This is a genomic window from Rhodococcus sp. 15-649-2-2 (assembly GCF_002258645.1).
Classification (GTDB): Bacteria; Actinomycetota; Actinomycetes; order Mycobacteriales; family Mycobacteriaceae; genus Rhodococcoides.
The window spans coordinates 138,965-163,800 of sequence record NZ_NPFM01000017.1; the positions used below are offsets into that span (position 1 = coordinate 138,965).

Genomic DNA, 24,836 nt, shown 5'->3' on the forward strand with positions numbered 1-24,836 from the left:
AACGATATGAATAGTTGCACTGCAATCTGTTGATCGTTCGAGGGTACAGATGCAGTCTTAGCCGAGTAATTGCAGTGCTGCTTCCGCGTCAGATGCACCGATTGGACTCACCTCATGACTCAGGTCGAAGAATCCCGGACCATTCCCCGCGCCGTCGACCTCGACGATCGCTACCGGATCACGTCCGGCCCTGTTCTGATGACAGGCGTGCAGGCAATCGCGCGGCAGCTGGTCGAACAGCACGAGCGTGATCGCCGGGCCGGCAGGAGTATTGCGACGTTCGTGTCCGGCTATCAGGGGAGCCCCCTGGCGGGTCTCGATCGTCTTCTGGCCGGGATCCCGGAGTTGAAGAACGAGCACGATATACGTCTGGTGCCCGGCATGAACGAGGAATTGGCCGCCACGTCGGTGTGGGGCAGTCAGATGGAATTGCCGAAAGGTCAACGCACGCATGACGGTATCGTCGGTGTGTGGTACGGGAAGGGGCCCGGCCTCGACCGAGCGAGCGATTCGCTTCGTCACGGCACCATGTACGGTGCCCACCCCTCGGGGGGTGCGCTCGTGCTCGTCGGAGACGACCCAGCAGCGAAGTCGTCCAGTGTGCCCGCGGCGAGTGAAAAGTCCTTGGCCGCATTGGGAATGCCGATCTTCTTTCCGCGTAACGCCGAGGAAGTGATCGCCTTCGGCCTGCTCGGCGTCGAGTTGTCCCGAGTGTCGGGGTGCTGGTCTTCGATGAAGCTCGTTGCCGATGTCGCGGACGGTATCTGGACTATGGAACGAGACTTTGCGGACTTCACCATCGAGCGACCCGAGATCGAGTGGGAGGGTCGGCCGTGGAGTTACCGTCAGCGCATTCTCGCTTCCCCTCCTGACAGCCTGCTCGCCGAGGCCGATATGTACGGCCCGCGCTGGGAAATGGTGCGCCGGTTCAACGAAGCGAACGATATCGACAGCATCGATATCGATCCGAAGCGCGCGCGGTTGGGCATCGTGGCAGTCGGAACTGCCTACGACAGCGTCCGTCAGGCTCTCGACGAACTGGAGCTCGATTCCGAGCGGCTGTTCGGTCTCGGCATCCGTGTCATGCGTATCGGGATGCCTTTCCCGTTGGGCGAGGCAAAGATTCGGCAGTTCGCCGACGGTCTGGAAGCGGTTGTGGTCGTCGAGGACAAAACGGCGTTCGTCGAAACGCAGGTCAAAGAAATACTGTACGGATCGACCGATGCCCCTCGTGTCGTCGGTAAACAGGATTCGGACCGCAAGGCCCTCGTGCCGTCGGACGGGGAGCTCACCGCCGCACGACTGGTACGTCCGCTGCGCCGGATTCTCACCGGGTATGCCGACCTGCCGAAACCGCCACCTTCCGTGCTGAATCTGACCGTGTTGCCCGCCAAGCGGGCGCCGTACTTCTGCTCGGGGTGCCCGCACAACCGGTCCACCGCGGTACCCGAAGGTTCTCTCGCCGGCGGCGGCATCGGCTGTCACACCCTCGTCACGATGTCCTCGCGGACCGATTCACAGGTGACAGGGCTGACCCAGATGGGAGGGGAGGGCGCGCAGTGGATCGGTCAGTCCGCTTTCACCGATGTCGACCACATCTTCCAGAACGTAGGCGACGGAACCTATTTCCACTCCGGCCAACTCGCAGTCCAAGCCTGCATTGCTGCCGGGGTGAACATCACCTACAAGATCCTCTACAACTCCGCTGTCGCCATGACCGGAGCCCAAGACGCCGAAGCCGGACTCACCGTTCCGGAACTGACCCACAAACTCGTCTCCGAAGGCGTCCGCAAAATCATTATCTGCGCCGACGAACCCGAACGTCACCGCGGCGCTTCCCTCGCTGCCGGGACGACACTGTGGGAACGTGAGCGCCTCGACGAAGCTCAGCGCATTCTGCGCGACACACCCGGTGTCACCGTGCTGATCTACGACCAGCAATGCGCTGCCGAAGCGCGTCGTAAGCGCAAGCGCGGCAACCTTCCCCCACGCCGCACCCGTGTGGTGATCAACGAGGCCGTCTGCGAAGGGTGCGGCGACTGTGGCGTCAAGAGCAACTGTCTGTCGGTGCAACCGGTCGACACCGAATTCGGGCGCAAGACCACCATCGACCAAAGCTCGTGCAACACCGACTATTCCTGCCTCGAAGGCGATTGCCCCTCGTTCGTGACCGTCGACATCCCCGAGGGCACCAAGCCTGCACGCCAGGCTGTTCCTGAGCCGCCGGACCTACCTGAACCGAAACGCACTGCGTTGACCGGAACTCACAACCTGTTCTCTGCCGGAATCGGTGGCACCGGAATCGTTACGGTCAACCAGGTACTCGGTATGGCGGCGCTGCGCGCGGGTCTTCATGTCGAGGGACTGGACCAAACCGGTTTGAGTCAGAAGGCCGGCCCCGTCACCTCACACCTACGGCTGTCGACCGAACGCACTGAAGCGTCGAACCGCATCAGCCCATCCTCGGCCGACTGCATCCTCGCTTTCGATCTCCTGACCGCTGCCGACGTCAAGAACGTCGGCTACGGCAATGCCGACCGCACCGTCACGATCGCGTCCACGAGCAAGACCGCCACCGGCGACATGGTCTACGACCCATCGGTTCAGTACCCGGCCGACGACGACCTCACCGGCCGCCTTGCGTCGCGGTCCGCGCACATCTACGCCTTCGACGCTCTCGCCGCATCGGACATTCTCTTCGGCAACACCGCGGCCGCCAACTTCCTTCTCGTCGGTGCCGCTTACCAAGCCGGTGGTCTGCCGATTCCCGCGGAATCGATCGAAGAGGCAATCACCATCAACGGGGTTGCCGTGGCGGCGAACGTCGCTGCGTTCCGCTGGGGCCGCACTCACGTGGCCGAGCCGAAGATTTTCTCGGACGCGGTGACACCGACCGCTGTATCCACGCGTAGCGACACCGAGGTTCCCGCCGACCTGCTCGAAGGCCTGACGATCGAGGGCGACACACGGGACCTTGTGAAACAGCGTGCAGCACAGCTGATGTCGTATCAAGGCAGAGGTCATGCGCGCCGATACCTGTCCACACTTCAGTTGGTCTGGGATGCCGACCGGTCCGTGGGCAACGGCGCGCAGTTCACCGACGCGGTGGCGCACGTCCTGCACAAGTTGATGGCGTACAAGGACGAGTACGAGGTCGCACGAATGCTCACCGACCCTGCATTCGTCGCCTCGGTCGCCGCCGAGGTTCCCGGCGGCCGGAACCTGACCTACAAGCTGCATCCGCCGGCGTTGAAAGCCCTGGGCCGCAAGACGAAGATCGGCATGGGACCCAGGAGCCACGTATTGCTGAAGCTCCTCGCCCGCGGCCGATTCCTACGCGGCACGCCGTTCGATCCGTTCGGATACGCCAAAGTCCGTCGCATCGAACGAATTCTACTGGCGCACTATGAGAAGACCGTGCGCGAGCTGACAGCAACACTGTCAGCTGAGAATTACAGCGCAGCAGTCGATTTCGCTCAGGCAGCTGACGTCGTCCGAGGCTACGAAGACGTCAAGATGCGCAATATCACCGTTTACCTCGGCGCGCTGAAAAGGCTTGGCATCGAGGCCCCTTCACTCGGGTCGAACTAGATATCTGCGTCTGACACCCGGCCGAACACGAGCAATGACACCCCCGAAACCAGGAGCGATATTCATGACCACCGATCTTGTAGATCACACTCTTCTCCCTACTGTGTCCGGTGTTTTCGACCGACCGGACTTCGCCGATGATTCCCCGCACGAACAGGTGGTGTTCTGCCGGGACGAGAAAACTGGACTGAAGGCGATCATCGGGATCCACTCGACCGCCCTCGGCCCTGCCCTGGGAGGCACGCGCTTCTTTCCGTATCGCGACGAGAGCGCTGCGTTGACCGATGTACTCCGCCTCTCCCGCGGCATGACCTACAAGGCTGCTGCTGCAGGTCTGCAACTGGGCGGGGGGAAGGCCGTTCTCATCGGCGACCCAGCCTTGGTCAAGACCCCAGCACTACTCGAAGCGTATGGACGATTCGTCGAGACGCTGGGCGGTCGATACATCACCGCCGGCGACGTCGGAACTACCTCCGACGACATGGACATCATCGGACGCTCGACCGACCACGTCATTACACGCACCTCCGCAGCCGGAGGATCCGGCGACAGCGCCCCCCTCACCGCCCGAGGGGTCTTCTACTCCATTCTTGCTGCCGCAGAATCGGTCTGGGGATCTCCGGATCTGGCCGGACGGCGAGTCGGTGTCGAAGGGACAGGCAAGGTCGGATACAACCTCATCGCGCTGCTCGCCGAGGTCGGGGCAACCATAGTCGCTTCGGACGTCAATTCCGCCGCTCTACAACGTGTCACATCCGATTTCCCGGGTGTGGCCATTGCTGAGACAGTCATCGACAAGAACATCGATATCTACGCGCCGTGCGCCATGGGCGCCACACTCACCGACACCACCGCGCGCATTCTCGATGCAACTGTGGTGTGCGGAGCGGCGAACAACCAGCTCGCACAACCGGTCGTCGAAGAATTGCTCCACGACAAGGGCATCGTCTGGGTTCCGGACTTCGTCTCCAACAGTGGTGGCCTCATCCAAGGGGCCGGTGAGATCGAGAACAAGCCCCGCCGCGAGGTCGTCGCGCAAGTCGAACGCATCGGCGCTACCGTCGCGAGCATTCTCGCGCGCCAACAGGATCAGGGAATACTGGCCGGTCAAGCGGCGGACGCCATCGTCCGTGAGCGCTTGGGTGACGCGTGTTCGCGTGCGCCGATGAGGTGACTTGGGGTACCGCTCGCGCAATTGGAAGGCTGAACTGTTAAACGATGGCCGAGGTATCGTGTCGGTAATATATCAACGTCTGTTTCATATATCTCAAGGAGTGGACCATGCGACTACCTGCACTCGCATTCTCTGAACGCGTGAAGACTCGCATCGACAAGGGCGAGGACCTCGTCCCGGTTCGCGGTGTGCCCGTGCTTCCCATGCCGCAGCATGTCGTGGACGCAGCCCGCGTCGCTGCTGCACAACCGCATGCGCGAGCGACCAGAGGTACGCCCGCGCTTCGGGAGGCCATCGCCCACGCCCTCCGAACAACGCAGTCGATAACGGTCGATCCCGAATCCGAAGTGCTGGTCACACACGGTGCTCAGCACGGGATGAGCGTCGCGCTCCGGGCACTGGTCGCGCCGGGTGCCTCGGTGATCGTGCCGACCCCGACCTACTTCTTCGACGGGATGCTCAGGTCGGCCGGCGCGCAGCCGAAGTACGTTGCCACGTCCTCATCGGATGGATGGGCGATGGACCCGGCGGCGATCCGGGATGCGATAGACAGCAACACGCGAGCGATCCTGCTGTGCAATCCCAACAACCCGACGGGCAACACTCCGACTGTCGAGGTGCTCCGCGCCATCGTCGACATGGCCGAGCAGCACGATCTCTACGTGCTGTCCGACGAGTCCTACGAGCGTTACGTGCACTCCGGTCCCGGCTACGTTCCGCTTCGTAGTCTCGCCGACAGCACGAAACCCTCGACCGATCGGATCGTCACCGTCACGAGCCTGAGCAAGAACTATGCGTTCACCAACTGGCGGGTGGGTTACGTACACGCCGCCACCCCGACGCTGAATACGATTCATTCTGCTTTCGAGTGGGACGCGATCGACGTAGGGTCCGTTCCCCAAGCGGCCGCAGTCGCAGCGCTGAGCGGCCCGCAAGACTGGCTCGACGTCGAGTTCGCGACGATGAAGCAGCGCCGAGACGCACTCGTCCGCGTCCTTGCTCGATCCGGAGTTCCGGTGGCAATCCCCGATGCGGGGGTGTTCCTCCTCGCAGACCTGTCGGCATCCGGTCTCACCGGTTGCGAGCTCGAAGAATCGCTTCTCGACCACGGCATCACCGCGCTGTCGGGAGACGGATTCCACGCGCCGGCCGGTCACGTCCGACTGATCTACGGTGCCGATATCAGCTCGGTTACCGCGCTCGGCGAGCGAGTCGGTGCATTCCTCACATCAGGCGAGGTCGGTCGACTGCGGTAGCAGAATCGGGGTCGACGTCACCGCGTGACTCGTCGTGAGTGCGTCGACGATCTCACGTCGTGCGGACAGCGTTCGGCGTCGCATGGCCGACCGTGCCGCCTCGGGGTCTCGCGCGACAATTGCATCGACGATCGCCTTTCGCTCGTCGATGCGCGAGGGGGGCATCGACGGCGACAACCGCACGGCCAATCGCACGATGCGTTCGATTTCGTCGAATACGTCGACGATGCTCGCGGTGAGACGCTCGTTTCCACACCCGTTCGCGACGATGGCCTCGGACTCGTAGTTCTCACGAAGACGCATGTCGAGATGCGGGCCACCGAGCTCTCCGTACCCGTCGTCGACACTCAGTTCGATCAGGCGATCCAGGCGATCCGAAGGCAGTCCCCTGGCCGCGGTGAGTGCGGCAGCCTCGCCTTGTAGGAGTGTGCGCATGTCGCACAGGTCGGCCGCGTCCCCGAGAGTGATCGGCGAGACGACGTAGCCCGCTCGCGGCAGCGGTGTGACGAGGCCGTCCCGGTGCAGGCGCGCGAGCGCTTCACGCACCGGCGTCTTGCTCAGCCCGAGTGCGCCGGCGACATCGGACTCGGTGAAGTTCTGCCCGGGTGGGCGTACCAGCTCGATGATGTCTCGCTTGAGCGAGAGGTACGCGCGATCCATCATCGAACCGTGCCCGTCTCTCGGATGCAATATCGCCGGCTCGTATCTCATGACACCCATCTTCTGCTCATCGGTCGACCATGTTTCACACAACGTACAACGCACGACAGCGTGTGACATACAGGTAAAAGATATCAATACGTCTTGTTGATATCTTTGATGCGGTCTAAGGTAGCTATGACGCAGCACACACTGCGCTCCCCGAGGCTCGTATGTCTGGCACCTAGGCTGCCGATCCGTCCGAGCGCGCGACGCCAACACAGTGGTGTCCACCTGATCAGGAGAATCATGAAACACCCAGAATCGCAGGACTTTCCCGGAGGCTCGGCCGCCACCTGGCGCATCGGTGCCGATATCGGAGGCACCTTCACCGACGTCATCGCGCTCGGTCCGAACTCGAAAATCGTGCCGATGAAAGTCCTGTCGACACCGCCGGATTTCGGTACCGGCGTCATCGACGGCGTTGCCCGCGCCATGGACGCGGCCCAGATCGAGTCGGCCGACATCGACGCCATCCTGCATGCGACGACGGTTGCAACCAACGCTATTCTCGAGATGGGTGGTGCCCGTACAGCATTGGTCACCACCGCAGGATTTCGCGACGTGCTCGAACTAGGACGACTGCGACGGCCGCTGCTCTACGACATGTCGTGGCGCAAACCCACTCCACTCGCGCCTCGCCGTCATCGATACGAGCTGGATCAGCGCATACAGGCCGACGGCGACGTTACTCGCGAGGTCGATGCCGAAGAGCTGAACGAACTGGCAGCGCAGCTTCGTTCCGACGGAATCGAAGCTGTCGCCGTCTGCCTTCTGCATTCGCACGTCGCACCCGCACCGGAACGCGCTGTCGCGGATCGCCTGCGCGAACTACTTCCCGGCGTGTACGTCACTGCGTCGGTGGACATCTCGCCTGAACCGGGAGAGTTCGAGCGCAGCAGCACCGCAGTGGTCAACTCCTACGTCGGCCCCGTCGTCCACGACTACGTGACCACTCTGGCCGCCTCTCTGCTCGAGCGTGGTATCGACGCACCGTTCTCCATCATGCAGTCTTCGGGAGGGCTGCTCGACGCCTCGTCCGTCGTCGAGCGACCCGTTCAGATCATCGAGTCCGGGCCCGCCGCCGGCGTCATCGCCGTACAGAAACTTGCTCAGCTGCTCGATCTCGACAATGTCGTCGCTTTCGACATGGGTGGAACCACAGCAAAAGCATCGCTGATCGAGAACGGTGAACCATTCGTCGCCAACGACTACGAGGTCGGCGGCGGCATGAACATCACGCGCAGTATGAGCAAGGGTGCGGGCTATGCCGTTCGGGTCCCGTCCATCGACATCGCCGAGGTCGGAGCGGGCGGCGGCAGCATCATCGACGTCGACGCCGCCGGCGCGCTCCACGTCGGCCCGAGCTCCGCAGGCTCCCGCCCAGGACCGGCGTGCTACGGCCACGGAGGGGATCGACCCACGTTGACCGACGCGAATGTCGTTCTCGGATACCTCAATCCGAGTTCCATTGCCGGTGGAAGGGTGACGATTCAACCCGCGCTCGCGGAGAAGGTGCTCGGTGTCGTCGCCGAGCGCATCGACAGCGATGCCGCATCCACTGCACGCGGCGCGTATGACGTCGCGATCTCGAGTATGACCAAGGCGGTCAAAGCCGTGACCAGCGAGCGCGGCCGCGATCCTCGCGATGCAACGATGGTCGCGTTCGGTGGTGCGGGACCGCTCTACGGGGCGAGCCTCGCCCGCGAGCTCGGCATCGACACCGTCGTTGTCCCCGTGCACACCGGTTTGTTCAGTAGCCTCGGACTGTTGGTCGCGGACAGTGAACATCAGGTCGTCACCCCCTACCGCGACGAACTCGAGTCGCTCACAGAACTCGAGTCCAAGTTCGACGAGATGTCGGCGGCTGTGCGCGCTCATCTCGGTGAAGGAGATGTCGAGCTGGAGCGCATCTTCGATATGCGTTATCACGGACAGCGTTTCGATCTGCGAATCACGCTGCCGGCCGGTCCGCTCGATACCGCCTTCGCCGAAGCACGTCACAGGTTCCATGCCGAGCACCTCAAGACCTACGGCCGGTCGGGGTCGGATGCCCTCGTCGAAATCGTCAACGTTCGAGTCCGTGGGTTCGTCCGCAGCGCGGTCACGATCGACCGTGCGCTCGGCCTCCCGGACGTCACCGATCCCGGAGAACGGAGCTGGCGTACTTGCTACTTCGGGTCGCCGGTCGAAACGCCGGTCGTCACAAGGGCGCACCTGAGCAACACCGCCGAGCCCGGGCCTCTCGTTGTCGAGGACATGGATTCGACGACGCTGGTGCCACCCGGTGCCACGGCGCGACTGGACACCTACGGCAACATCGTCATCAGCTGGAAGAAAGAGATCGGCGCATGAGTAACAACACACTTCGCGATGCCGCGACATTCGAGGTCTTCCGTAACGCGATCTCCGGGCTGGCAGACGAGATGGCGATCACCATCCTGCGCACCGCCCACTCACAGATCGTCGCATCCAGCATGGACTTCTCGGCGGCACTGTGCGACGCAAGCGGCCGGATTGTCGCGCAGGCCAACACGTGTCCCGTTCACCTCGGGTCCATACCGGATGCGATGGCGGCGATCATGGACGCATTCGGCGACTCGATCACCGACGGTGACGTGTACATCCTCAACGACCCCGATCTCGGTGGCATGCACTTGCCCGACATCTTCGCGGTTGCACCGACATTCGCTCACGGATCGCTGGTTGGATTCGCGGTCACCGTCGTCAACCACACCGACGTCGGTGGCTGGGCCGCCGGCTCGATGGCCGTGCAGTCGACCTCGATCTTCGCCGAAGGAGTACAGATTCCGCCGTCCAGGTTGGTGTCGGCCGGTACAACGAACGCCACGTTCCTGGATCTGATTCTGCGCAACGTACGTGAGCCGGAACTACTTCGGGGCGATCTGGAGTCACAGCTCGCGGCCTGTCACGCAGGTGGTATCGGATTGCAGGGGCTTGCCGACAAGTACGGGCGCGACGAGTTCGACTTGCTGGTCGACGAATTGCTCGATTATTCGGAGACGCTGGTGCGCAGCCAACTCGACCGAGCACCCAACGGCCACTACACGTTCGAGGATCAGATCGACGACGACGGCCTGGGGTCCGACCCGATCCCGTTCGTAGTTGCCGTCACCATCGACGGAGCCGACATCACGTTCGATTTCACGGGGTCATCGCCTCAGGTGGCCTCAGCGTTGAACGCCACGGCCTCGTTCACCCGATCCGCCTGCTACGCCTCGTTGCAGGGGGCTCTCGGATCGGACATCCCGGCCAACAGCGGTTTCTACCGCCCGTTCACCTTCGTTATTCCCGCGGCCTCGATTCTGTCCGGACAACGGCCCGCTGCGCGCGGAGCCCGAGGTCTCGTTGCGTACCGCGTCATCGACACCGTGTTGGGGGCTCTCGCGCCTGCTTTCCCGGATCGTGTCCCCGCAGCAGGCGACGGTGGACCGAACTCGGTCGCAGTCGGCATCACGGAGGCCGATGGCCGCTCGGTGATCCTGTGGGACATTCTCTGTGGATCGTGGGGCGCAACTCCGACCGGCGACGGCAACGACGGGATCAGTCCACTCGGGGCGAACCTGGCGAACACGCCGATCGAAGAGCTCGAGCAATCCGGCCACATCCGCATCGACGGATACGGGTATCTGCCGGACTCCGGTGGCCCGGGCGCGTTCCGCGGCGGCGTGTCCACTTACCGCGACATGACAGTGCTGCACGACGGAGCGACCGTGCAGATCCGTTCCGACCGACGGTTGAGTGTTCCCTACGGACTGGACGGCGGCGGTAGTGGTGCCCCGTCGCAGAACGTCCTCGACTTCGGTACCGAATCCGAGCAGCTACTCCCCGCCAAACCTCACCTGACGGTCTCCGCCGGCAGCAGGCACCGACAAGTCACCGCTGGTGGCGGCGGATACGGAAATCCCTACTCCCGTGACCCACAACGCGTACTGGACGACGTCATCGACGGAAAGGTGACCGTCGCGGGGGCCCTCCGTGACTACGGCGTCGCCATCGATGCCGACGCGCTCACCATCCTCGTCGACGCCACCCGAGACGCCCGAATGAACCCACTCAGCTCGACCTCCTCTTCCTCAGGAAGGCCACTGTCATGACCGGAACCACTCCTGCACCCGCGCCCCTCGACGAGGAGGTCGAACGTCAACTGTGGCGCAAGATCGCCGTCCGGATCATCCCGCTCGTCGGCGTCGCCTACGTCATCAGTTACATCGACCGCGCAAACCTGGGATACATCGCGAAACCGATGACTGCGGATCTCGGTATGACATCAGCGCAGCTCGGTCTCGCCGCGGGATTGTTCTTCCTCGGCTACATCCTGGTCGAAGTTCCGAGCAACATGATGCTGCGCCGATTCGGCGCACGAATCTGGATCAGTCGAATCATCGTCTCGTGGGGAATCGTCACCGCGCTCACCGGTGCAGTCCATTCCGCCACCCAGCTCTACATCGCGCGCGTCATCCTCGGGTTCGCCGAAGCAGGACTTGCCGCGGGTATTCTTCTGTTTCTGACGTTCTGGTTCCCCAAGAAGCAACGGGCATGGGCAATGTCTGCGTTCTTCCTTGCAATTCCCTTGTCCAGCATCGTCGGTGCACCGATCGCTGCAGCCTTGCTGAAGTGGGGCGAGTCGCTGCTGGGCATCGCCGGTTGGCGTTCACTGTTCGTCGTCGAGGGACTTCTCACAGTCCTCGTCGGTGTCGTCATCTTTCTCTTCCTTCCCGATCGACCCGCCAATGCCAAATGGCTGACCGACGCCGAGAAGAACCACATAGAAGGGATTCTCGAAGCAGAGGCTGCCACGCAGACGACACACGGTGGACTCACAGGCATGCGCGAAGCTCTCACCAACAAGCGGACCTGGGCACTCGCCGTTTCCTTCTTCGCAATCGTGTTCGGACTCTATCCTCTGGCGTTCTTCTTGCCGACGATGATCGAGAACCTCTTGAGCACAATCGGTTCGGCAGCGAACGTCTCGAGCGTTCTGCTCGCGGCGATCCCATCGGCAGCCGCGATTGTCGTCATGATCTTGTGGTCTCGCGTAGCGAGCAAGCGGTCAGCGGTGTTCTCGACGACGGTACCCATGGCATTCGGTGTCCTCGGTCTGATCGGCGCGACAACAGCACAGAACGGGCCGCTGTTCATCGTCGCTGTGTGCGTGAGCATCTCCGGCATCTACACCGCGATGCCGCAGTTCTGGCGCATCCCGGCCATGTCGATGACCGGTGCTGCGGCAGCAGCCGGAATCGCATTGATCAACTCGGTCAGCAATTTGAGCGGTTTCATCGGGCCCTACGCCACCGGCGCAATCGAAACAGCCACGGGCAGTTACACCTACGCGTTGTTGGCCATTGCGGCCGTCATGGTCGGGGGTATCGTGATCTTGTTGACCGTCGGACGCCGAGCCGAGGCCCTTGGGTCGAGGACCGACGCCGAAGATCCGTCCATGCAACCGTGATCGCGCAGCCTGTGCGCACGATCGTGAACCCTCCTGAAAGGACCCACTCGTGACGAGAACCGCCTTGATCGTCGCGGACGTCCAATCGGGGATCACACAGAATTTCCCGTTTGCCGCACCCGTCGTTCCGATCCTCGAAACCGTGGTGCCCGCAGCTCGGCGCGCAGGAGTGCACATCGTGCATCTGCGTGCCGGGTTGCGGTCCAACGGATCCGACGTCCATCCGAACAATGCTCTGTTCGCACAGTTCCACGGCATGGGGGAGTTGTTTCATGACACCTCGGATGCGACGCTGACCGATCCGAGGTTGGTGCCCGGACCACAGGACAGCGTGGTGCTCAAACGCCGAACCAGCGGCTTCGCATCCACCGACCTCGACCTCGTGCTCCGAAGCAACGCCATCGACGAAGTGGTGGTTTGCGGTGTCGCGACCTCGGCGGTGGTGGCGGCAACGGTGTACGCGGCGAGCGACCTGGACTACCGCGTGAGCGTGCTGTCGGACGCGTGCGCCGACGTTGAGGAGGACGTGCACGAGTTCCTTATGACGCGAATTTTCCCTGCACGCGGAGTGACGGTGTACCCGTCGTCGGAGCTGCTGGCGCTGCTGCACCGCGCGACGCGGGACGGTGTGAGCGGTACCCAGTGACGGAGAGGGCGCAAGTGACTGCTGCATCTCAGGAGGACATGTCTCCGCGGTGGTGACGACTGTCGCGTCCACGGCGAACCCACTCCGGTTCCATACGTGTTGCGTGGTTTCACTCCCTGTCCGACCGGAATCTGGACAAGCCAAACAAACCGGGCGTAGGGTTTGTTGTCATCCCTGGAGGAGGCAACGTGAGCGATCGATCGGGTGGAACGGCAGCCGTGAGTGAGTCCGACGCTTCGCCGAGAGCCGTGGTCCCGCGATTGGCCGTCCCTCTCTTGTTCCTCTCACTGCTCTTCGTCGGTGCTGTGCCGTTCTACGTTCGGCAGCCGTTCGAGGCCGGTGAGTCGGTGTCGGATCCGATGTGGGTGGGCGGATCTGCGTTCCTCACAGCACCGGAAACAAGTCTGTACTGGCTGATTGCCGTGCCGGTGTGCATCGGGGCTGTCGCGGTTTATTGCGGGTGGAGCGAACGTAGATCAGGCATCACATCGAAGGTTCGGCTGTGGCTCGTTGCAAGTCTCGGATCATCAGTCCTGACAATCGTTCTGCTGCAGGGCGGACTGTTGTTCTACTTCGGCAATCTGACCATCAGAGGGCTCGTGCCCCTGCTGACGTTATCGGCGGCCGTTCTGGTGTGGGGTGTCGGTCTGAGATCACTCCTACTGACGGCAGTAGGAGCTGTCGCGGTAGCTGCGAGTCTGGTGTCGAACCTCTACGACGTCGAGAACCTGGTTCCGCGAGAATGGGCATTCGACTCCCGCTTCAGCCTGTGTCTGAACATCATGCTGACTGCATCCGTGTTCGTGGTCGGAGCGGTGGCTTCAGGGTTTGCCGAACGGTCCAGGCGATAAGCCTGCCTCGCCCCCGCATGTCATAGAACTCGATGCTGACACGCGGTGGTGCCGACACCTAGGGCGCGACGAAGCACAGCGGCCCAGCCGGGGTGGCTGGATTGACGTTCACCGTTGCAACAGGGCCACCGGCCGACGTTTGGTACGCCATCAATGAATGCTGACCGGGGGTGGTAGGTGTCCACAGAGTCGCTTTGTGCCCGAGTACGACTGGAGTGCTGAAGTATCCATCGAACTGCCATACGAAGTCCTCGATCGGCATCGCGGACTCGGCATCCAACGGAGCTATGTCGACGCGCGGTTCGATCAGCTGTTCGGTGCGAGCGACGGCGACGTACGTGCATCCGACCCCGTACAACGTGGTCTGCCCGAAACTCAGACCGGGAAGTATGTCGAGACTCACTACTTCGGCCGACGCGCTGGGAGCGCTGAGCACTGCGGCCGCTGTACAGAGAGCGAATGCGACAGGCGAGTAACGGACAAACCGTCGAATCTTCATAGCCCTAGGTCGACGGACGGTCATCGCTCGTTACATCCCCCCTTCCGTCGGGGGCGACGCTGAGAGACGTCGGTCAGGGTTCGCCGGGTCGTCGTCGGCAGTGGACACTGACAGGATGGCAAATCCAGGTGACCCGAAGTCGGTGTGGTCGACAGTGGTGGTGATCGTCGGCACCGTGGCGGCCGGCGTCGTAGTCGCCGGTCTACTGCACGATCCCCAACCCGCCGCCGTGTCGATACCCGGCTGCGAGGAGGTCCTCCTGCCCAAGGATATGCAGAGAATCAATTACGCAATTGCCGGCCCTGATTCTGTCCCCACGGGGTTCGACGCATCGGCCAAATCCGCCGCCTTGATTCAGGCACTGCCCGCTGGGACCACGGTGGAGCCCGATGCGATGTTCCCACCGCTGACCTTCGATACCCGAGCCATTGCATATGGGCGAATCGCGCTGGGCGGGGCCGTGGGCGACGTGAACGTGACGCTGTCGACATCCGATCAACCCGTCGGGGCGTGTATTGCGGGGTACGTCGATGAGCGTCGCACACTGAATGACGGCACCGTCGTCGATGTCAGGTCATCCGAAAAAGGAAGTCGCGTAGAGGTATACGCGACCGACGGCAGCCATGTCGATGTATCCGCCGATCGCGTGCTGACGGTCCAACAAGTAACCGACATCGCGATGACCCCGGGACTCCGCAACAACTGAATTCGCGGCCGGGAGCGAACGGTCCTGAGATCACATGGACGATGCCGCGAAGGTCAGAAACACGATGAACAATCCGACACCCCCGAGCGCCGCACCGATCACTGCCTCCCGACCGTTGGACGCGTCGCCCTCGACCGCGCGGCCGAGACCGATCCAGCCACTGATCACCGCGACGATTCCGGCCGGGATGGTTACGAAGTCTCCGACGAACGGCACGAATGCGCAGATGACTGCCACGATGCCCGCCACCAACGCCAGGCTTCCGGCACCGTCGCGGAACATCGACTGAGAAGCGGACTTACGTTTCACCGAGTCTCCAATCGAGTGCAGCGCGAACGTGCCAATAGAACCTGTCAGCGCAGCTGGACGATGACGTCGCCTCCATAGTAGATACCCAACGGATCTTGGCGTTCGCAACTTGTCACCCGCTGTTTCGGGCCCCACGTGTGAATACCGGGTCGGCTTGGGAACGGCGGGAGGTGACCCAACCCGGGTCGAGCACGTTTTCGACAGTGGTGCACAGGGACTCGTCGAACACGACTACTCGATCGGCTATCCGCCACTCGCTGTCCCGTCTTTCGAAGCGGTCCACGTATCGGCATTTCACGGTCGTCAAGACGTGCGTCGACGATCCGATCTCGGATTCTTGCCGCAGGTAGCACAGGCAGTAGGACTCGACGTCGGCCACCTGTTCGGACGGCTCCAGATCGATGATGACGTTGGTTATGAAGTGCATCGAGCTGTCGATGGTTCGATGACGAAGCTCGATGTCCTCGATCAGACCGTCGATCGTGCCGACATAGCCCCCGTGGTGGTCGACGGCGTCAGGGAAATAGCACCTCCTCAGGCTCTCGAAGTCCTTGCGGTCCACGGCCCGGGCGTATCGATACAGCACCTCGGTGATCGCCACTCGGTCTTCACTCGACATCAGCAACCGGCTTTCAACTCGTTGGTGATGCGGTGGTAGATCCCGCCGGAGGTCAGGCCACCGTCGACGACGATTTCTGTGCCGGTGATGTACCGCGATGAATCCGACAGCAGGAACGCGACCGATTCTGCGATTTCTTCGGCGTCGGCGACGCGCCCCGCGGGTACCGATTGCAGGCTGGTCTCCACGAAAGCCGTTGAGCCGGAATGCAGTAACGGTGTGTCGACCAGGCCGGGATGGATCGAATTGACTCGAACTCCGTACTGGGCGAATTCGAGTGCTCCTACCTTCGACAGGCCGCGCACGCCCCATTTGCTGGCGCCGTAACCTGCCGCGAAGTAGCCGAGCATTCCGGCAATGGACGACACGTTGACGATCGAACCACCGCTACCCCGTTTGAGAAGTGGCGCACAAGCTTTCATTCCATAGAACACCGAGCTCAGATTGAGGTTCATGACGCGGTGCCAGTCGTCGACGGTCGTGTCCTCGATACCCGCTCGGTGACTGACACCGGCGTTGTTCACCAGTCCGTCGAGGTCATCATCCGATGACTCGATGGATTTCGCCAGTGCCGTCCACGAGTCCGGTGCGGTGACATCGAGCTGGTAGAACTCTGCTCGACCGCCGGAATCGAGAATGTTCTTCACCACCGCTTCGCCTGTGGCCTTCGAGATATCGGTGACCCACACCTTGGCTCCCCGGGCCGCCAGCATTTTCGATTCGACTCGGCCCATGCCGCTCCCTGCGCCGGTCACCACGATCGTCTTGTTCTCGAAGTTCATGCGAGGGCCTCTCACTCTGTCTTCAGTTCGGTCCCCTTCGTCTCGGTCACGAAGAAGACCGTGGCGAAGGTGATGACGGCGCAGAAGACGAAGTACCCGGCGGGTGCGAGTGGATTTCCGGTGAGTGAGATCAGGTACGTGGCGATGAAAGGTGCTGTGCCACCGAGCAACATGTTGGTGGTGTTGTTACCCAGGGCCAGGCCTGTGTACCGCACCGAGGTCTTGAGCATTTCCACGTAGGTCACGTACGAGGCACCGTTGACGACGGACACCGCGATGAACAGCACCGACTGCCCGACGACGGCCTGCCACAGCGTGCCGCCGGCCATCATCATGAACATCGGGACACCGAGAACGATGGCCGCGAAGCTGCCCGCGAACAGGACGGGCTTCCGCCCGTATCTGTCGGCCATGTAGCCCGAGATTGGCAGGGTGATCACTCCGAGAACCAACGCGAGCGAGGTCGACAGAAATGCTGCTTGCGAGGTCTGACCGCCCTCGGTCCTGAGGTACGTGGCGGCGTAGACCGATGCGATGTAGTAGCCACCGGTGATGAGCGCACCGAGCAGGATGATCTTCACGACGCTGCCGCCCGAGGTGCTCAGTAGCTCCGAGATGGGGAGCTTCTTGGTCTCTCCCTTGTCCTCGAGCTCTTTGAACTCCGGGGTGTCGTCGAGACGGTTCCTGATCCAGATGCCGACACCGCCGATCACGAGGCTGAGCAGGAACGGGATTCGCCATGCCCAGGAGAGGATCTGTTCGTCGGTGAACACGGAGTTCAGTGCCAGTGCGCACAGCGAGGCGAGCAACGATCCGATGTAGGTTCCGGTGTTGACCATCGACGTCTGGGTCGCACGCCACCGCGTCGGCGCGGACTCGGAGACGAACGCGTTGGCCCCTCCGAGCTCACCACCCGCAGCAAATCCCTGCAGGCATCTGCACAGGACGAGAACCGAGGTGGCCCACACTCCCAGGGTTACGTAGGTCGGGAGTAGTCCGATTCCGGCGGTTGCGATCACCATCAGCAGGATGGTCCAGGACAGCGCATTCTTGCGTCCGTACTTGTCGCCTATGTGTCCGAAGAAGATTCCGCCCGGAACGCGAAGGAAGAAGGCAACGGCGAACGCCGCGAACGTACCGAGAAGGGCGGCCGTCGGATCGTCGGACACGAAGAACAGCGCGGCGATGGTGGTGGCCATGTAGCCGTAGATGCCGAAGTCGTAGTACTCGACGACGGTTCCGACGACAGCGGCCCGGATCACTGTCAGGGGAGATTGTTTCGGGTTCGTGCTGGGGGCTCGTGCGTCCGACTCGGGCTGCACGGCGCGATCGTTCGTAGTCATCGGTGTCCTCGAGGTCGGGGGTGGTCAGGCCGTCAGTGGCTGTGCATCGACGGTGTGAAGGGCGGCATTTCGACCGGCAATCCGGCCCATGGTGAGTGCATTGGCGACAGCGTTACCGCCACCGACGTACCTCTGCCCGAGAACTCCCGCTCCTGCCTCGCCTGCAGCGAACAGGCTGGGTACGCGGGTGCCGCGTGTTGTCAGCACCGCGGAATCGGAGTCGATCTCCAAACCTGCATGTGTGCAGACCAATTCGGCGGGGAGGATTCGTGCGGCATAGAAGGGGGCGGTCTCGATGGGTTCGGGATTCGACGTACTGCCCTTGTTGGCGAGTGTCCGATGGCGCAGAAAGTCGGGATCCTCGCCGTGGGGCAGATGCGCGTTCCATCGCTCGACCGTGGAATCGAGAGCCGCGGCGGGCACCGCCATGAGTTCGGCCAGCTCCGCGAGGGAGGATGCGCGAAGTGTCCGGCCGGCGTCCGCCTCGTCCTCGATACGATCGGGTGCCCAATCGGCATATCCCGCAGGCAGATTCTGTCGAGCGTTGTCGTCGAAGATCATCCAGGCCGAGCCACCCTGACCGTCGATGATTCCGGTCGAGACCGCGTATGAGGCGTCTTCGTCCATGAATCGACGCCCCGCGGCGTTCACGTGAATACGTGATTTCGGGGGAAATCCCGACTGCCAGTGGTGGTAGCGCTGAAAGTAGACGGTGGGCAGCATGAGTCCCCACCCGTGACCTGCTATGGACGCGTCCACCGACGGCGCGTAGCGAAGGTGGTCACCGCGGCTGCCCTCGGCAGCAACGACGAAGAGAGCGGAGCCGGCCCGGTTGGCAGCTGGAAAATGAATATCGACCAGCTCGGGATCCCGGGCGAAACCACCCGACGCCACGACGACTGCCGCAGAACGGAGTTCGACATCATCGGCAACGACTCCCACGACCCGATCGTTCTCGGTGAGTAGCGCTTGCACACGAGTGTCGAGAACGACCTCGATTCCGTGCCTGCGGCGTGCGGCGTCCAACACCTGGACGAGGCCGTACCCCTGATCCTTCGGAACGTGACCTCTCCAGACGTCCTCGACGCCCGCCTGGCTCAGGCCCGGCTGGTGTGCATTTCCGGAAGTCCTTGCGGGGATGTCCAATCCGAGTTCGATCAGCCACTCCAGAGTCGGTCCTGCCTGCTCGCAAAAGGTTCTGATCAGGCCGGGTTTGAGCATCCACTGATTGAGATCCATGTAGTGCTGGAAGTACTTCTCGGCGCTGTCGTCGATTCCGAGGGAGCGTTGCACGCTTGTCGCTGCAGCGGTGAACAATCCGGCCGACAGTGCCGTCGATCCGCCCAGTTCTTTGCGCGCCTCGAAAAGAATGACGGACGCACCGTTCTCGGCTGCAGTGACTGCCGCGGCAAGCCCCGCGCCGCCACCGCCGATGACGATGACGTCGTAGTCGGTGTCAGACATGTCGTGACCCGCCGTCCACCGCGATGCTGTGCCCGGTCACGTAGCGAGCACTGTCCGACAGTAGGAACAGGAGCGGCCCGAAGACTTCTTCCGGTGCGCCGAGTCGATGCAGGGGAACGGAATCGAGTGCCTTGGCCAGCGCTTCGGGATCTTCCTGCACCCACCGAGTCATCTCGGTGTCGATGTAGCCGGGTGCAATGGAGTTGACGCGAATGCCCACATCTCCGAATTCGACGGCAAGGGATTCCGTCAGGTGGGCGACGGCCGCTTTGGACGTGCAGTAGGCACCGCGGCCCTTACGGACGCGAAGCGCGGATACCGAGGACATATTGACGATCGCGCCGCCCTCGCGCATATGGCGACCTGCTGCTTGCGAACCGAACAGAACGCCTTCGACGTTCACGCTGAGCGTGGCACCTATCTGCTCGGGGGTGATGTCCGCGGCGTACGCGAACGGGAAGATCCCCGCGTTGTTGATCCAGAAGTCGATCCGCCCGAATTCGGCCAGAGCGGTTCGGGCGAGAGCCTCGTGATCATCGGCGACGGTGACGTCGGCTCGTGCGCCGATGATCGTTCCGGGTTGCTCGACCAGCGAGTCGGTGGCCAGCTCCGTGTTGAGTTGCTCCGCTGTTTCCTTCATTCGAGCGTCGTTGATGTCGGCACCGACGACGTGTACGCCGCGCGCCGCAAGTCCCTTGGCGAACACCGATCCCATTCCCTGAGCGGCCCCGGTGACAACAGCAACCTTGCCTGTTAGTTCGGGGTAGACCGCAGTCATCGTGCGATCGACGACGCGTCCTGGATTGGGATTGTTCATGGCGTTCTCCTCGTGCGAAAGATCGTGATCGAGCCTGCGAAGCGGTCCGAGGGGACAGCTTGCGGCGATTCAGGCTGTGTGCGATAATCGCACGCAGTGTGCGATTCACGTCGAACTGTAGGTGGTCCACCTCACACTCGTCAATAGGGGGCGCTTCATGACCGACACCGATCCACGCCGCATGGACGGCAGTCACTCCGTGGCCATCGATTCTGGGATGTCCAAAACGCTGCACCACGGCCTCGCCGTGCTCGAGCTATTGGCCGAACATCCCAATGGCTTGTCGATCACCGAGATCGCCGACGGAATCGGTGTGCACCGCACCGTCGCGCACCGGCTGGTTCGCACGCTCGAGGCTCATCATCTGTGCCGGCGAGACGACTTCAAGCGCATTTCGCTCGGGGCCGGGCTGGTGGCGCTCGCCGAACCCGTCGAGCAAGATCTGCGAACCGTGGCGCGCCCCGTTCTCGAAGAACTGGCGGATCAGCTGGGAGCGACCGTCCATCTCGTCGTTCGCGAAAATTCAACGGAGGTCCGGGCTTTGATGGTTGTCGAGCCACGAGGCGCGAAGGTGCACGTTGCGTTCCGTGGGGGGCAGGTCGATCCGATCGACCGAGGATCTGCCGGCCTGGCAATGCTTGCGTCCTTGCCCCCGGCGGATGGCGAACGTGCAGAAGTGGCGAGGGCGCGAAGCGTCGGATATGCGGTCACCCACGGTGAAGTGATTCCATCGGTCGGCGGAGTGTCCGCCGTGGTGCCGGGTCGCCGCGGAGACGCCATGGCGAGTGTGGGTGCGTCGGTGTTCGAGATCGACGACGAAGAGGAACTCGGTGCGGCCGTCGTCGCTGCGGCGGCACGGTTGGGGCGTTTGCTTCGTTAGCCGGTGGTTGAGGGTCGTGTCAGGCGTCGTCGCGAGACACGGTCCTGTGCTGGATACGCCACCGATCATTCACTCGTACAACACGATCCCGGACCGACGTGAACCGAACGAGCCGAGTCTCGCCGCCACGTGGTGTTGCCATGATCTGGAGGTAGCAGTCGACTGTCAGTTCGTCGACGCTCACGAGATCGACGGCAATGTTCGTGATGACGTGCCGACGCCTCTCGTTCGCGTCGGCCGCGCTGTCGAAGAAGCGTTGGGCAAAGGCGGTCAGCTGGTCCCTACCGACCTCGGGTTCGGGGTAGCTGGGCGAGTCGAAGACGCCGTCTGCGGTGAATGTCTCTGCCCATTCCGTTGCGCGTCCGGAATCGATTGCGTGGCTTTGCCTGCCGTACAGGAGTTGAACCTCGGCAATGGTTCCCGCATCTGGATCGGGCATCGGCGTCTCCTTCGGTGCGCTATTCGCACGGATAGTGCGTATTGCCGATGACGTTACGTCCGGTCCATTTAGCAGTCGAGTCAGGGGTCTACTCGTCGTAACCGAAAATGAAGCGCGCGAGTTACGCCACATCTGCCATCATCGTGCTGTGAAGATCATCTCGATCAATGCGTGGGGCGGTGCCATGTACGACGAGCTCGTGGGATGGCTGAAATCCGTTGATGCCGAGATCATTTGCCTTCAGGAAGTCACTCGTACTCCGAATCGATCGGGTTGGGCAACGTTCGCCGACGGTGAGCGCACTCTGCCGCAGCGGCTCGATCTGTTCGGCGACGTGTCCGCCGCGTTGTCCGGATACACGCCGTATTTCGTCGCCAACGACGCCGGACCTGTCACCGACGCCGACGGCGTGGAACTGAGACAGGACTTCGGGATTGCGACCTGGGTGCGTGAGGACTTTCCTGTCGTCGGACTCGACGCGCGGTTCGTGCATTCACGGTTCGTCGATCACACGGAGTGGAACGTGGACGACCGTCCACGAGCCGCGTTGACGGTGACCGTTCGCGATCGCGTCGGCGACAGGTTTGTCTCCGTCATCCAACTACACGGTCTGCGTGATCCAGCAGGCAAGGACGACAGTCCCATTCGGCTGGAGCAGGCCCGGAAGATGGTCGAGGTCGTCGAACATGTTCGCCCGTCGAGCGACGCCATGGTGCTCTGCGGCGACCTGAACCTGCTGCCGTCGAGCAAGACATTCACACTGCTGGCCGAGCACGGAATGACCGACCTGGTGGGAGAAGCAGACACGCGAGCGTCCAGTTATACAAAACGAGTTCGAAGCGCCAGCTATCTGTTGGTGTCCGATCCGACTGCAGTGCGAAGTTTCGAGATCGTCGCGAAACCAGAGGTGTCCGACCACCGAGCACTTGCCTTGGATCTCGCATAGCGGGAGATGTAGATCCGGAGGCTCGGCTCGCTCACATTTCGAACTGCACTCGAGCAATGTGGTCACAGACCTCGGCGATTCGGGCACGGTGAACATTGTGTTCGGCGTCGAGGTCGTAGACGCGGTAGCTGTCGGCGTCGAGCCAGTCGTTGGTGATCGCGAAGCTCCAACCGCCCTCGCGCAGTGCGAGATCGATGCCGCTGTGGTGCATGAGCAGGCCGGGCAGATTCAACGCCGCGATTCCGGCGAGACCGTCCCGAAGTTGTGCCGCATCTGCGTCGGCCTGCTCGGAATCGGTCGAGGCACGGAGGCGTCCGACAACCACGTTGCGAATCATGGTTTCCAGTATCGCCGAAATACTCTCTCCGATCCTCCTTGCGCCGCTCGACCCGCGATTAAGCTGGCCGAAGCAGCCGAGTGGCGGCAGGAGTGATTGTCGAGGAGCCGTGATGACGTGAGCTCGGTATTCGCGCAGCGCTCCAGTTACATTCGGCAGGGGATTCACTTCGAGGGTGGGGCGCTGCCGCTATCGGCCGAATTCGGGGTCTCAGGGGCCATCGAACACAAGTTGACCCGAGACCATCTTTTCATCGGCGACGGCACCTCGGATTTCATCGGCACGTGGCGGGGCAGTCGCGTGCAGTTGTATGCGCTGTCCCGGCGGGCGATCGACGCGATAGTCAATCCCAAGGTCGCGGGCGTTCACATCGACCGAGATACTGCGGCGCGTCATTCGTTCGGACAGCTGAGCCCCGAGGCCGTCACTTTCGCGTCGTCGACGCGAGCCGATTTCAAGGAACGCAAGAGAAACCTCGTGGTGGCAACCGGTTCGAGCGACGCGCTCGAGGTCACCGTGCGTGCGCTGGATCGTCATCTACCGGTCGACTCCGGTGAAATCGGTCTCGATCTGCGTCCGGTCGTCACGGTGTGTGTCCGGGAGGCAGTGGCCGAGGCTGTGTGGGGTGAGGCAGCGTTCGCGCCGGTCCGGTACGTCGACCGGGAGGGACGCGAGTGCAGCCTCCCGTTCGCGGAGGCGCTGTACGAGAACTTTCTGCGGTTGCGGAAGTTCGCGAACACCTACGCGATGAGGGTCGAGCCGAGGCTGCAGCACCTGCCGTTGACGCGCGAGCAACGCCTGATGCGTGCGAACACACGCGCGCTGCAGCAGCACATGCTGCAGATGTCGGCTCACCCACCGGATTCGACCGTCGCGGGTCACCTCGCGCGGCTGCACAGTGACTCCGGGTTCTCCACCGGCGTCATCCGTGACGACACCGCGACGTCGTTCGTGGCCGCCGTGGATACCACCCGTACCGCGGTGCTCGCGACCTTGAAACACATACTGGCCCCAGTGAATTCGATCTGGAAGACCCAAGTCGGCGCGGTTGCCCCAGAATCTGCTGGCGCATCGGCGGTGGTGCGGGCGTGCGTGATGGAGGCACTGCGGGTCGACACGCCAGGATCGGTCTTCAACGGCCGAGTCACGGAGGATTTCGATCTGAAGGTCGGTGACCGCGTGGTGCGGCTTCATCGAAACACGCTGATAATGCCGAACATTCATGCAGTTCATGCCCTGAGTGGGCCCACGTTCGATCCGGCACGGCTACTGAACGCGCATGGTGCAGTTGTCGATTCGGCAAAGGTGATGCCGTTCGGCAAGGGTCCGAGGTCGTGCCCGGGGAAGTCGTTCGCGTTGTCGATGATCGCCGTTTTCGTCACCGCATTCTTGCGTGCGTACCCGGACGCTCACCTCGACCCGACGCAGTACGACAATCGATATCCGATTCACACGGCCTCCGAACACGGCCTGTACGTCGAACTTCGCATCTGACCAGGCATCAGACCTTGGGCTGATCCCTCCGGACGCGGTAGTTGTGCCATGCGTGCCCCGCGAGGGGCACCGCGACAGCGCCGATGCAGACGATCGGCAATGCGATGAACCACGACACTGATGCGCTCTTCGCGGCCACTGCGACACCGAAAACGACCATCGGAAATCCGAAGGTCTCTAGTAGGTCTACTTGCCGGGGTTCGATCGGCGGCCGACCGAGCCAGGGAATTCGCCGGCCCGCGTTCTCTCGCATTGTTCGTCGCGTCGACGCAACAGTCAGCGCCGCGCCTATCGCTGCCGTGCATACCCCTGCCACGGCCAACCAGGACTGTCCGTCCTCGACCAGAACCGCCGTCAGAACAAGTCCTACAAGGAGGATGCGCGCACCCCACACCTTCGAGTGTGGTGCAGACTCTCGCTCGTCCCGCTGCACGTCGACCGGCCGCATCGGCTGCAGGGGCTCCATGGCTCGACCCTCCCACACCGCCGCTCTTGACCGACGGAGGCG

General features: G+C 62.6%; 23 protein-coding genes. 12 read left to right on the top strand and 11 right to left on the bottom strand.

What is annotated here, in order from left to right; translation table 11 throughout:
* Positions 1 to 114: 114 nt before the first annotated feature.
* The 3 genes from CH305_RS10000 to CH305_RS10010 all read left to right on the top strand — a co-directional run bounded on the left by CH305_RS10000 (position 115) and on the right by CH305_RS10010 (position 6,021).
* Positions 115 to 3,591, top strand: coding sequence for an indolepyruvate ferredoxin oxidoreductase family protein (locus tag CH305_RS10000; protein ID WP_094703560.1), 3,477 nt, complete (start codon positions 115 to 117; stop codon positions 3,589 to 3,591).
* A 64-nt stretch (positions 3,592 to 3,655) separates the two neighbouring features.
* Positions 3,656 to 4,765, top strand: coding sequence for a Glu/Leu/Phe/Val dehydrogenase (locus tag CH305_RS10005; protein WP_094609126.1), 1,110 nt, complete (start codon positions 3,656 to 3,658; stop codon positions 4,763 to 4,765).
* Between the two features lie 140 nt (positions 4,766 to 4,905).
* Positions 4,906 to 6,021 (top strand): pyridoxal phosphate-dependent aminotransferase, encoded by a 1,116-nt coding sequence (locus tag CH305_RS10010; RefSeq protein WP_255182629.1) that lies wholly within the window; start codon positions 4,906 to 4,908, stop codon positions 6,019 to 6,021.
* Here CH305_RS10010 and CH305_RS10015 read toward each other — a convergent pair.
* Complete coding sequence (locus CH305_RS10015; protein ID WP_256983650.1) at positions 5,995 to 6,741, bottom strand: GntR family transcriptional regulator; 747 nt, start codon at positions 6,739 to 6,741, stop codon at positions 5,995 to 5,997. The two genes, CH305_RS10010 and CH305_RS10015, sit on opposite strands and share 27 nt — an antisense overlap.
* A gap of 228 nt (positions 6,742 to 6,969) precedes the next feature.
* Between CH305_RS10015 and CH305_RS10020 the strand changes: the two genes are divergently transcribed.
* The 5 genes from CH305_RS10020 to CH305_RS10040 all read left to right on the top strand — a co-directional run bounded on the left by CH305_RS10020 (position 6,970) and on the right by CH305_RS10040 (position 13,693).
* The gene (locus tag CH305_RS10020; RefSeq protein ID WP_094609128.1) at positions 6,970 to 9,075 is read left to right on the top strand and encodes a hydantoinase/oxoprolinase family protein; all 2,106 of its coding nucleotides are present in this window, start codon (positions 6,970 to 6,972) and stop codon (positions 9,073 to 9,075) included.
* Positions 9,072 to 10,838, top strand: a complete 1,767-nt coding sequence (locus tag CH305_RS10025; protein WP_094703561.1) for a hydantoinase B/oxoprolinase family protein — start codon at positions 9,072 to 9,074, stop codon at positions 10,836 to 10,838. The genes CH305_RS10020 and CH305_RS10025 overlap by 4 nt, the downstream gene beginning before the upstream one ends.
* Positions 10,835 to 12,196, top strand: coding sequence for an MFS transporter (locus CH305_RS10030; protein WP_094609130.1), 1,362 nt, complete (start codon positions 10,835 to 10,837; stop codon positions 12,194 to 12,196). The genes CH305_RS10025 and CH305_RS10030 overlap by 4 nt, the downstream gene beginning before the upstream one ends.
* Before the next feature lie 49 nt (positions 12,197 to 12,245).
* A complete protein-coding gene (locus tag CH305_RS10035) occupies positions 12,246 to 12,842 on the top strand; it encodes a cysteine hydrolase family protein (RefSeq protein ID WP_256983651.1) in 597 nt (198 codons plus the stop codon).
* A gap of 188 nt (positions 12,843 to 13,030) precedes the next feature.
* Positions 13,031 to 13,693, top strand: coding sequence for a hypothetical protein (locus tag CH305_RS10040; protein WP_143545271.1), 663 nt, complete (start codon positions 13,031 to 13,033; stop codon positions 13,691 to 13,693).
* Positions 13,694 to 13,751: 58 nt separating this feature from the next.
* Here CH305_RS10040 and CH305_RS10045 read toward each other — a convergent pair whose 3' ends face one another.
* Positions 13,752 to 14,129 (bottom strand): hypothetical protein, encoded by a 378-nt coding sequence (locus CH305_RS10045; protein WP_256983652.1) that lies wholly within the window; start codon positions 14,127 to 14,129, stop codon positions 13,752 to 13,754.
* A 178-nt stretch (positions 14,130 to 14,307) separates the two neighbouring features.
* On the opposite strand from CH305_RS10045, the gene CH305_RS10050 reads away from it, so the two are divergent.
* Positions 14,308 to 14,898 (top strand): hypothetical protein, encoded by a 591-nt coding sequence (locus CH305_RS10050; protein ID WP_094703564.1) that lies wholly within the window; start codon positions 14,308 to 14,310, stop codon positions 14,896 to 14,898.
* A 30-nt stretch (positions 14,899 to 14,928) separates the two neighbouring features.
* On the opposite strand, the gene CH305_RS10055 is transcribed toward CH305_RS10050, so the two are convergent.
* The 6 genes from CH305_RS10055 to CH305_RS10080 all read right to left on the bottom strand — a co-directional run bounded on the left by CH305_RS10055 (position 14,929) and on the right by CH305_RS10080 (position 20,232).
* On the bottom strand, positions 14,929 to 15,207 hold the full coding sequence (locus tag CH305_RS10055; RefSeq protein WP_306436917.1) for a hypothetical protein: 279 nt from the start codon (positions 15,205 to 15,207) through the stop codon (positions 14,929 to 14,931).
* Positions 15,208 to 15,319: 112 nt separating this feature from the next.
* Positions 15,320 to 15,826 carry a nuclear transport factor 2 family protein gene (locus tag CH305_RS10060; RefSeq protein WP_037152905.1) on the bottom strand — a complete coding sequence of 169 codons (507 nt, stop codon included), beginning with the start codon at positions 15,824 to 15,826 and terminating at the stop codon, positions 15,320 to 15,322.
* Positions 15,826 to 16,608: an SDR family NAD(P)-dependent oxidoreductase gene (locus CH305_RS10065; RefSeq protein WP_094703565.1), complete on the bottom strand. Its 783-nt coding sequence runs from the start codon at positions 16,606 to 16,608 to the stop codon at positions 15,826 to 15,828. Before CH305_RS10065 ends, CH305_RS10060 begins: the two co-directional genes overlap by 1 nt.
* Before the next feature lie 11 nt (positions 16,609 to 16,619).
* Complete coding sequence (locus CH305_RS10070; protein ID WP_094703566.1) at positions 16,620 to 17,951, bottom strand: MFS transporter; 1,332 nt, start codon at positions 17,949 to 17,951, stop codon at positions 16,620 to 16,622.
* Between the two features lie 24 nt (positions 17,952 to 17,975).
* Positions 17,976 to 19,415 carry an FAD-dependent oxidoreductase gene (locus CH305_RS10075; protein WP_094703567.1) on the bottom strand — a complete coding sequence of 480 codons (1,440 nt, stop codon included), beginning with the start codon at positions 19,413 to 19,415 and terminating at the stop codon, positions 17,976 to 17,978.
* Positions 19,408 to 20,232 (bottom strand): SDR family NAD(P)-dependent oxidoreductase, encoded by an 825-nt coding sequence (locus tag CH305_RS10080; protein WP_256983654.1) that lies wholly within the window; start codon positions 20,230 to 20,232, stop codon positions 19,408 to 19,410. Before CH305_RS10080 ends, CH305_RS10075 begins: the two co-directional genes overlap by 8 nt.
* Before the next feature lie 217 nt (positions 20,233 to 20,449).
* Here CH305_RS10080 and CH305_RS10085 point away from each other — a divergent pair, with 217 nt between their 5' ends.
* Positions 20,450 to 21,112, top strand: coding sequence for an IclR family transcriptional regulator (locus CH305_RS10085; protein WP_179278257.1), 663 nt, complete (start codon positions 20,450 to 20,452; stop codon positions 21,110 to 21,112).
* Positions 21,113 to 21,131: 19 nt separating this feature from the next.
* Here CH305_RS10085 and CH305_RS10090 read toward each other — a convergent pair whose 3' ends face one another.
* The gene (locus CH305_RS10090) at positions 21,132 to 21,551 is read right to left on the bottom strand and encodes a nuclear transport factor 2 family protein (RefSeq protein ID WP_094703569.1); all 420 of its coding nucleotides are present in this window, start codon (positions 21,549 to 21,551) and stop codon (positions 21,132 to 21,134) included.
* 148 nt (positions 21,552 to 21,699) lie between these two features.
* On the opposite strand from CH305_RS10090, the gene CH305_RS10095 reads away from it, so the two are divergent.
* Entirely contained in the window at positions 21,700 to 22,497 is a 798-nt protein-coding gene (locus CH305_RS10095) for an endonuclease/exonuclease/phosphatase family protein (protein ID WP_094703570.1), read from the top strand.
* Positions 22,498 to 22,528: 31 nt separating this feature from the next.
* Here CH305_RS10095 and CH305_RS10100 read toward each other — a convergent pair whose 3' ends face one another.
* Entirely contained in the window at positions 22,529 to 22,834 is a 306-nt protein-coding gene (locus CH305_RS10100) for a hypothetical protein (RefSeq protein ID WP_032405153.1), read from the bottom strand.
* 117 nt (positions 22,835 to 22,951) lie between these two features.
* Here CH305_RS10100 and CH305_RS10105 point away from each other — a divergent pair, with 117 nt between their 5' ends.
* A complete protein-coding gene (locus CH305_RS10105) occupies positions 22,952 to 24,328 on the top strand; it encodes a cytochrome P450 (protein ID WP_094609135.1) in 1,377 nt (458 codons plus the stop codon).
* Between the two features lie 7 nt (positions 24,329 to 24,335).
* Here the strand turns inward: CH305_RS10105 and CH305_RS10110 are convergent, their stop codons facing one another.
* Positions 24,336 to 24,794 carry a hypothetical protein gene (locus CH305_RS10110; RefSeq protein WP_037152930.1) on the bottom strand — a complete coding sequence of 153 codons (459 nt, stop codon included), beginning with the start codon at positions 24,792 to 24,794 and terminating at the stop codon, positions 24,336 to 24,338.
* Positions 24,795 to 24,836 lie beyond the last annotated feature (42 nt).

Excerpts from the sequence above, each read along its gene's own strand:
- CH305_RS10000 (WP_094703560.1), top strand. The coding sequence starts at position 115 with ATGACTCAGGTCGAAGAATCCCGGACCATTCCCCGCGCCGTCGACCTC.
- CH305_RS10005 (WP_094609126.1), top strand. The coding sequence starts at position 3,656 with ATGACCACCGATCTTGTAGATCACACTCTTCTCCCTACTGTGTCCGGT.
- CH305_RS10015 (WP_256983650.1), bottom strand. The coding sequence starts at position 6,741 with ATGGGTGTCATGAGATACGAGCCGGCGATATTGCATCCGAGAGACGGG.
- CH305_RS10020 (WP_094609128.1), top strand. The coding sequence starts at position 6,970 with ATGAAACACCCAGAATCGCAGGACTTTCCCGGAGGCTCGGCCGCCACC.
- CH305_RS10025 (WP_094703561.1), top strand. The coding sequence starts at position 9,072 with ATGAGTAACAACACACTTCGCGATGCCGCGACATTCGAGGTCTTCCGT.
- CH305_RS10030 (WP_094609130.1), top strand. The coding sequence starts at position 10,835 with ATGACCGGAACCACTCCTGCACCCGCGCCCCTCGACGAGGAGGTCGAA.
- CH305_RS10050 (WP_094703564.1), top strand. The coding sequence starts at position 14,308 with ATGGCAAATCCAGGTGACCCGAAGTCGGTGTGGTCGACAGTGGTGGTG.
- CH305_RS10060 (WP_037152905.1), bottom strand. The coding sequence starts at position 15,826 with ATGTCGAGTGAAGACCGAGTGGCGATCACCGAGGTGCTGTATCGATAC.
- CH305_RS10065 (WP_094703565.1), bottom strand. The coding sequence starts at position 16,608 with ATGAACTTCGAGAACAAGACGATCGTGGTGACCGGCGCAGGGAGCGGC.
- CH305_RS10070 (WP_094703566.1), bottom strand. The coding sequence starts at position 17,951 with ATGACTACGAACGATCGCGCCGTGCAGCCCGAGTCGGACGCACGAGCC.
- CH305_RS10075 (WP_094703567.1), bottom strand. The coding sequence starts at position 19,415 with ATGTCTGACACCGACTACGACGTCATCGTCATCGGCGGTGGCGGCGCG.
- CH305_RS10080 (WP_256983654.1), bottom strand. The coding sequence starts at position 20,232 with ATGAACAATCCCAATCCAGGACGCGTCGTCGATCGCACGATGACTGCG.
- CH305_RS10085 (WP_179278257.1), top strand. The coding sequence starts at position 20,450 with ATGTCCAAAACGCTGCACCACGGCCTCGCCGTGCTCGAGCTATTGGCC.
- CH305_RS10090 (WP_094703569.1), bottom strand. The coding sequence starts at position 21,551 with ATGCCCGATCCAGATGCGGGAACCATTGCCGAGGTTCAACTCCTGTAC.
- CH305_RS10100 (WP_032405153.1), bottom strand. The coding sequence starts at position 22,834 with ATGATTCGCAACGTGGTTGTCGGACGCCTCCGTGCCTCGACCGATTCC.
- CH305_RS10110 (WP_037152930.1), bottom strand. The coding sequence starts at position 24,794 with ATGGAGCCCCTGCAGCCGATGCGGCCGGTCGACGTGCAGCGGGACGAG.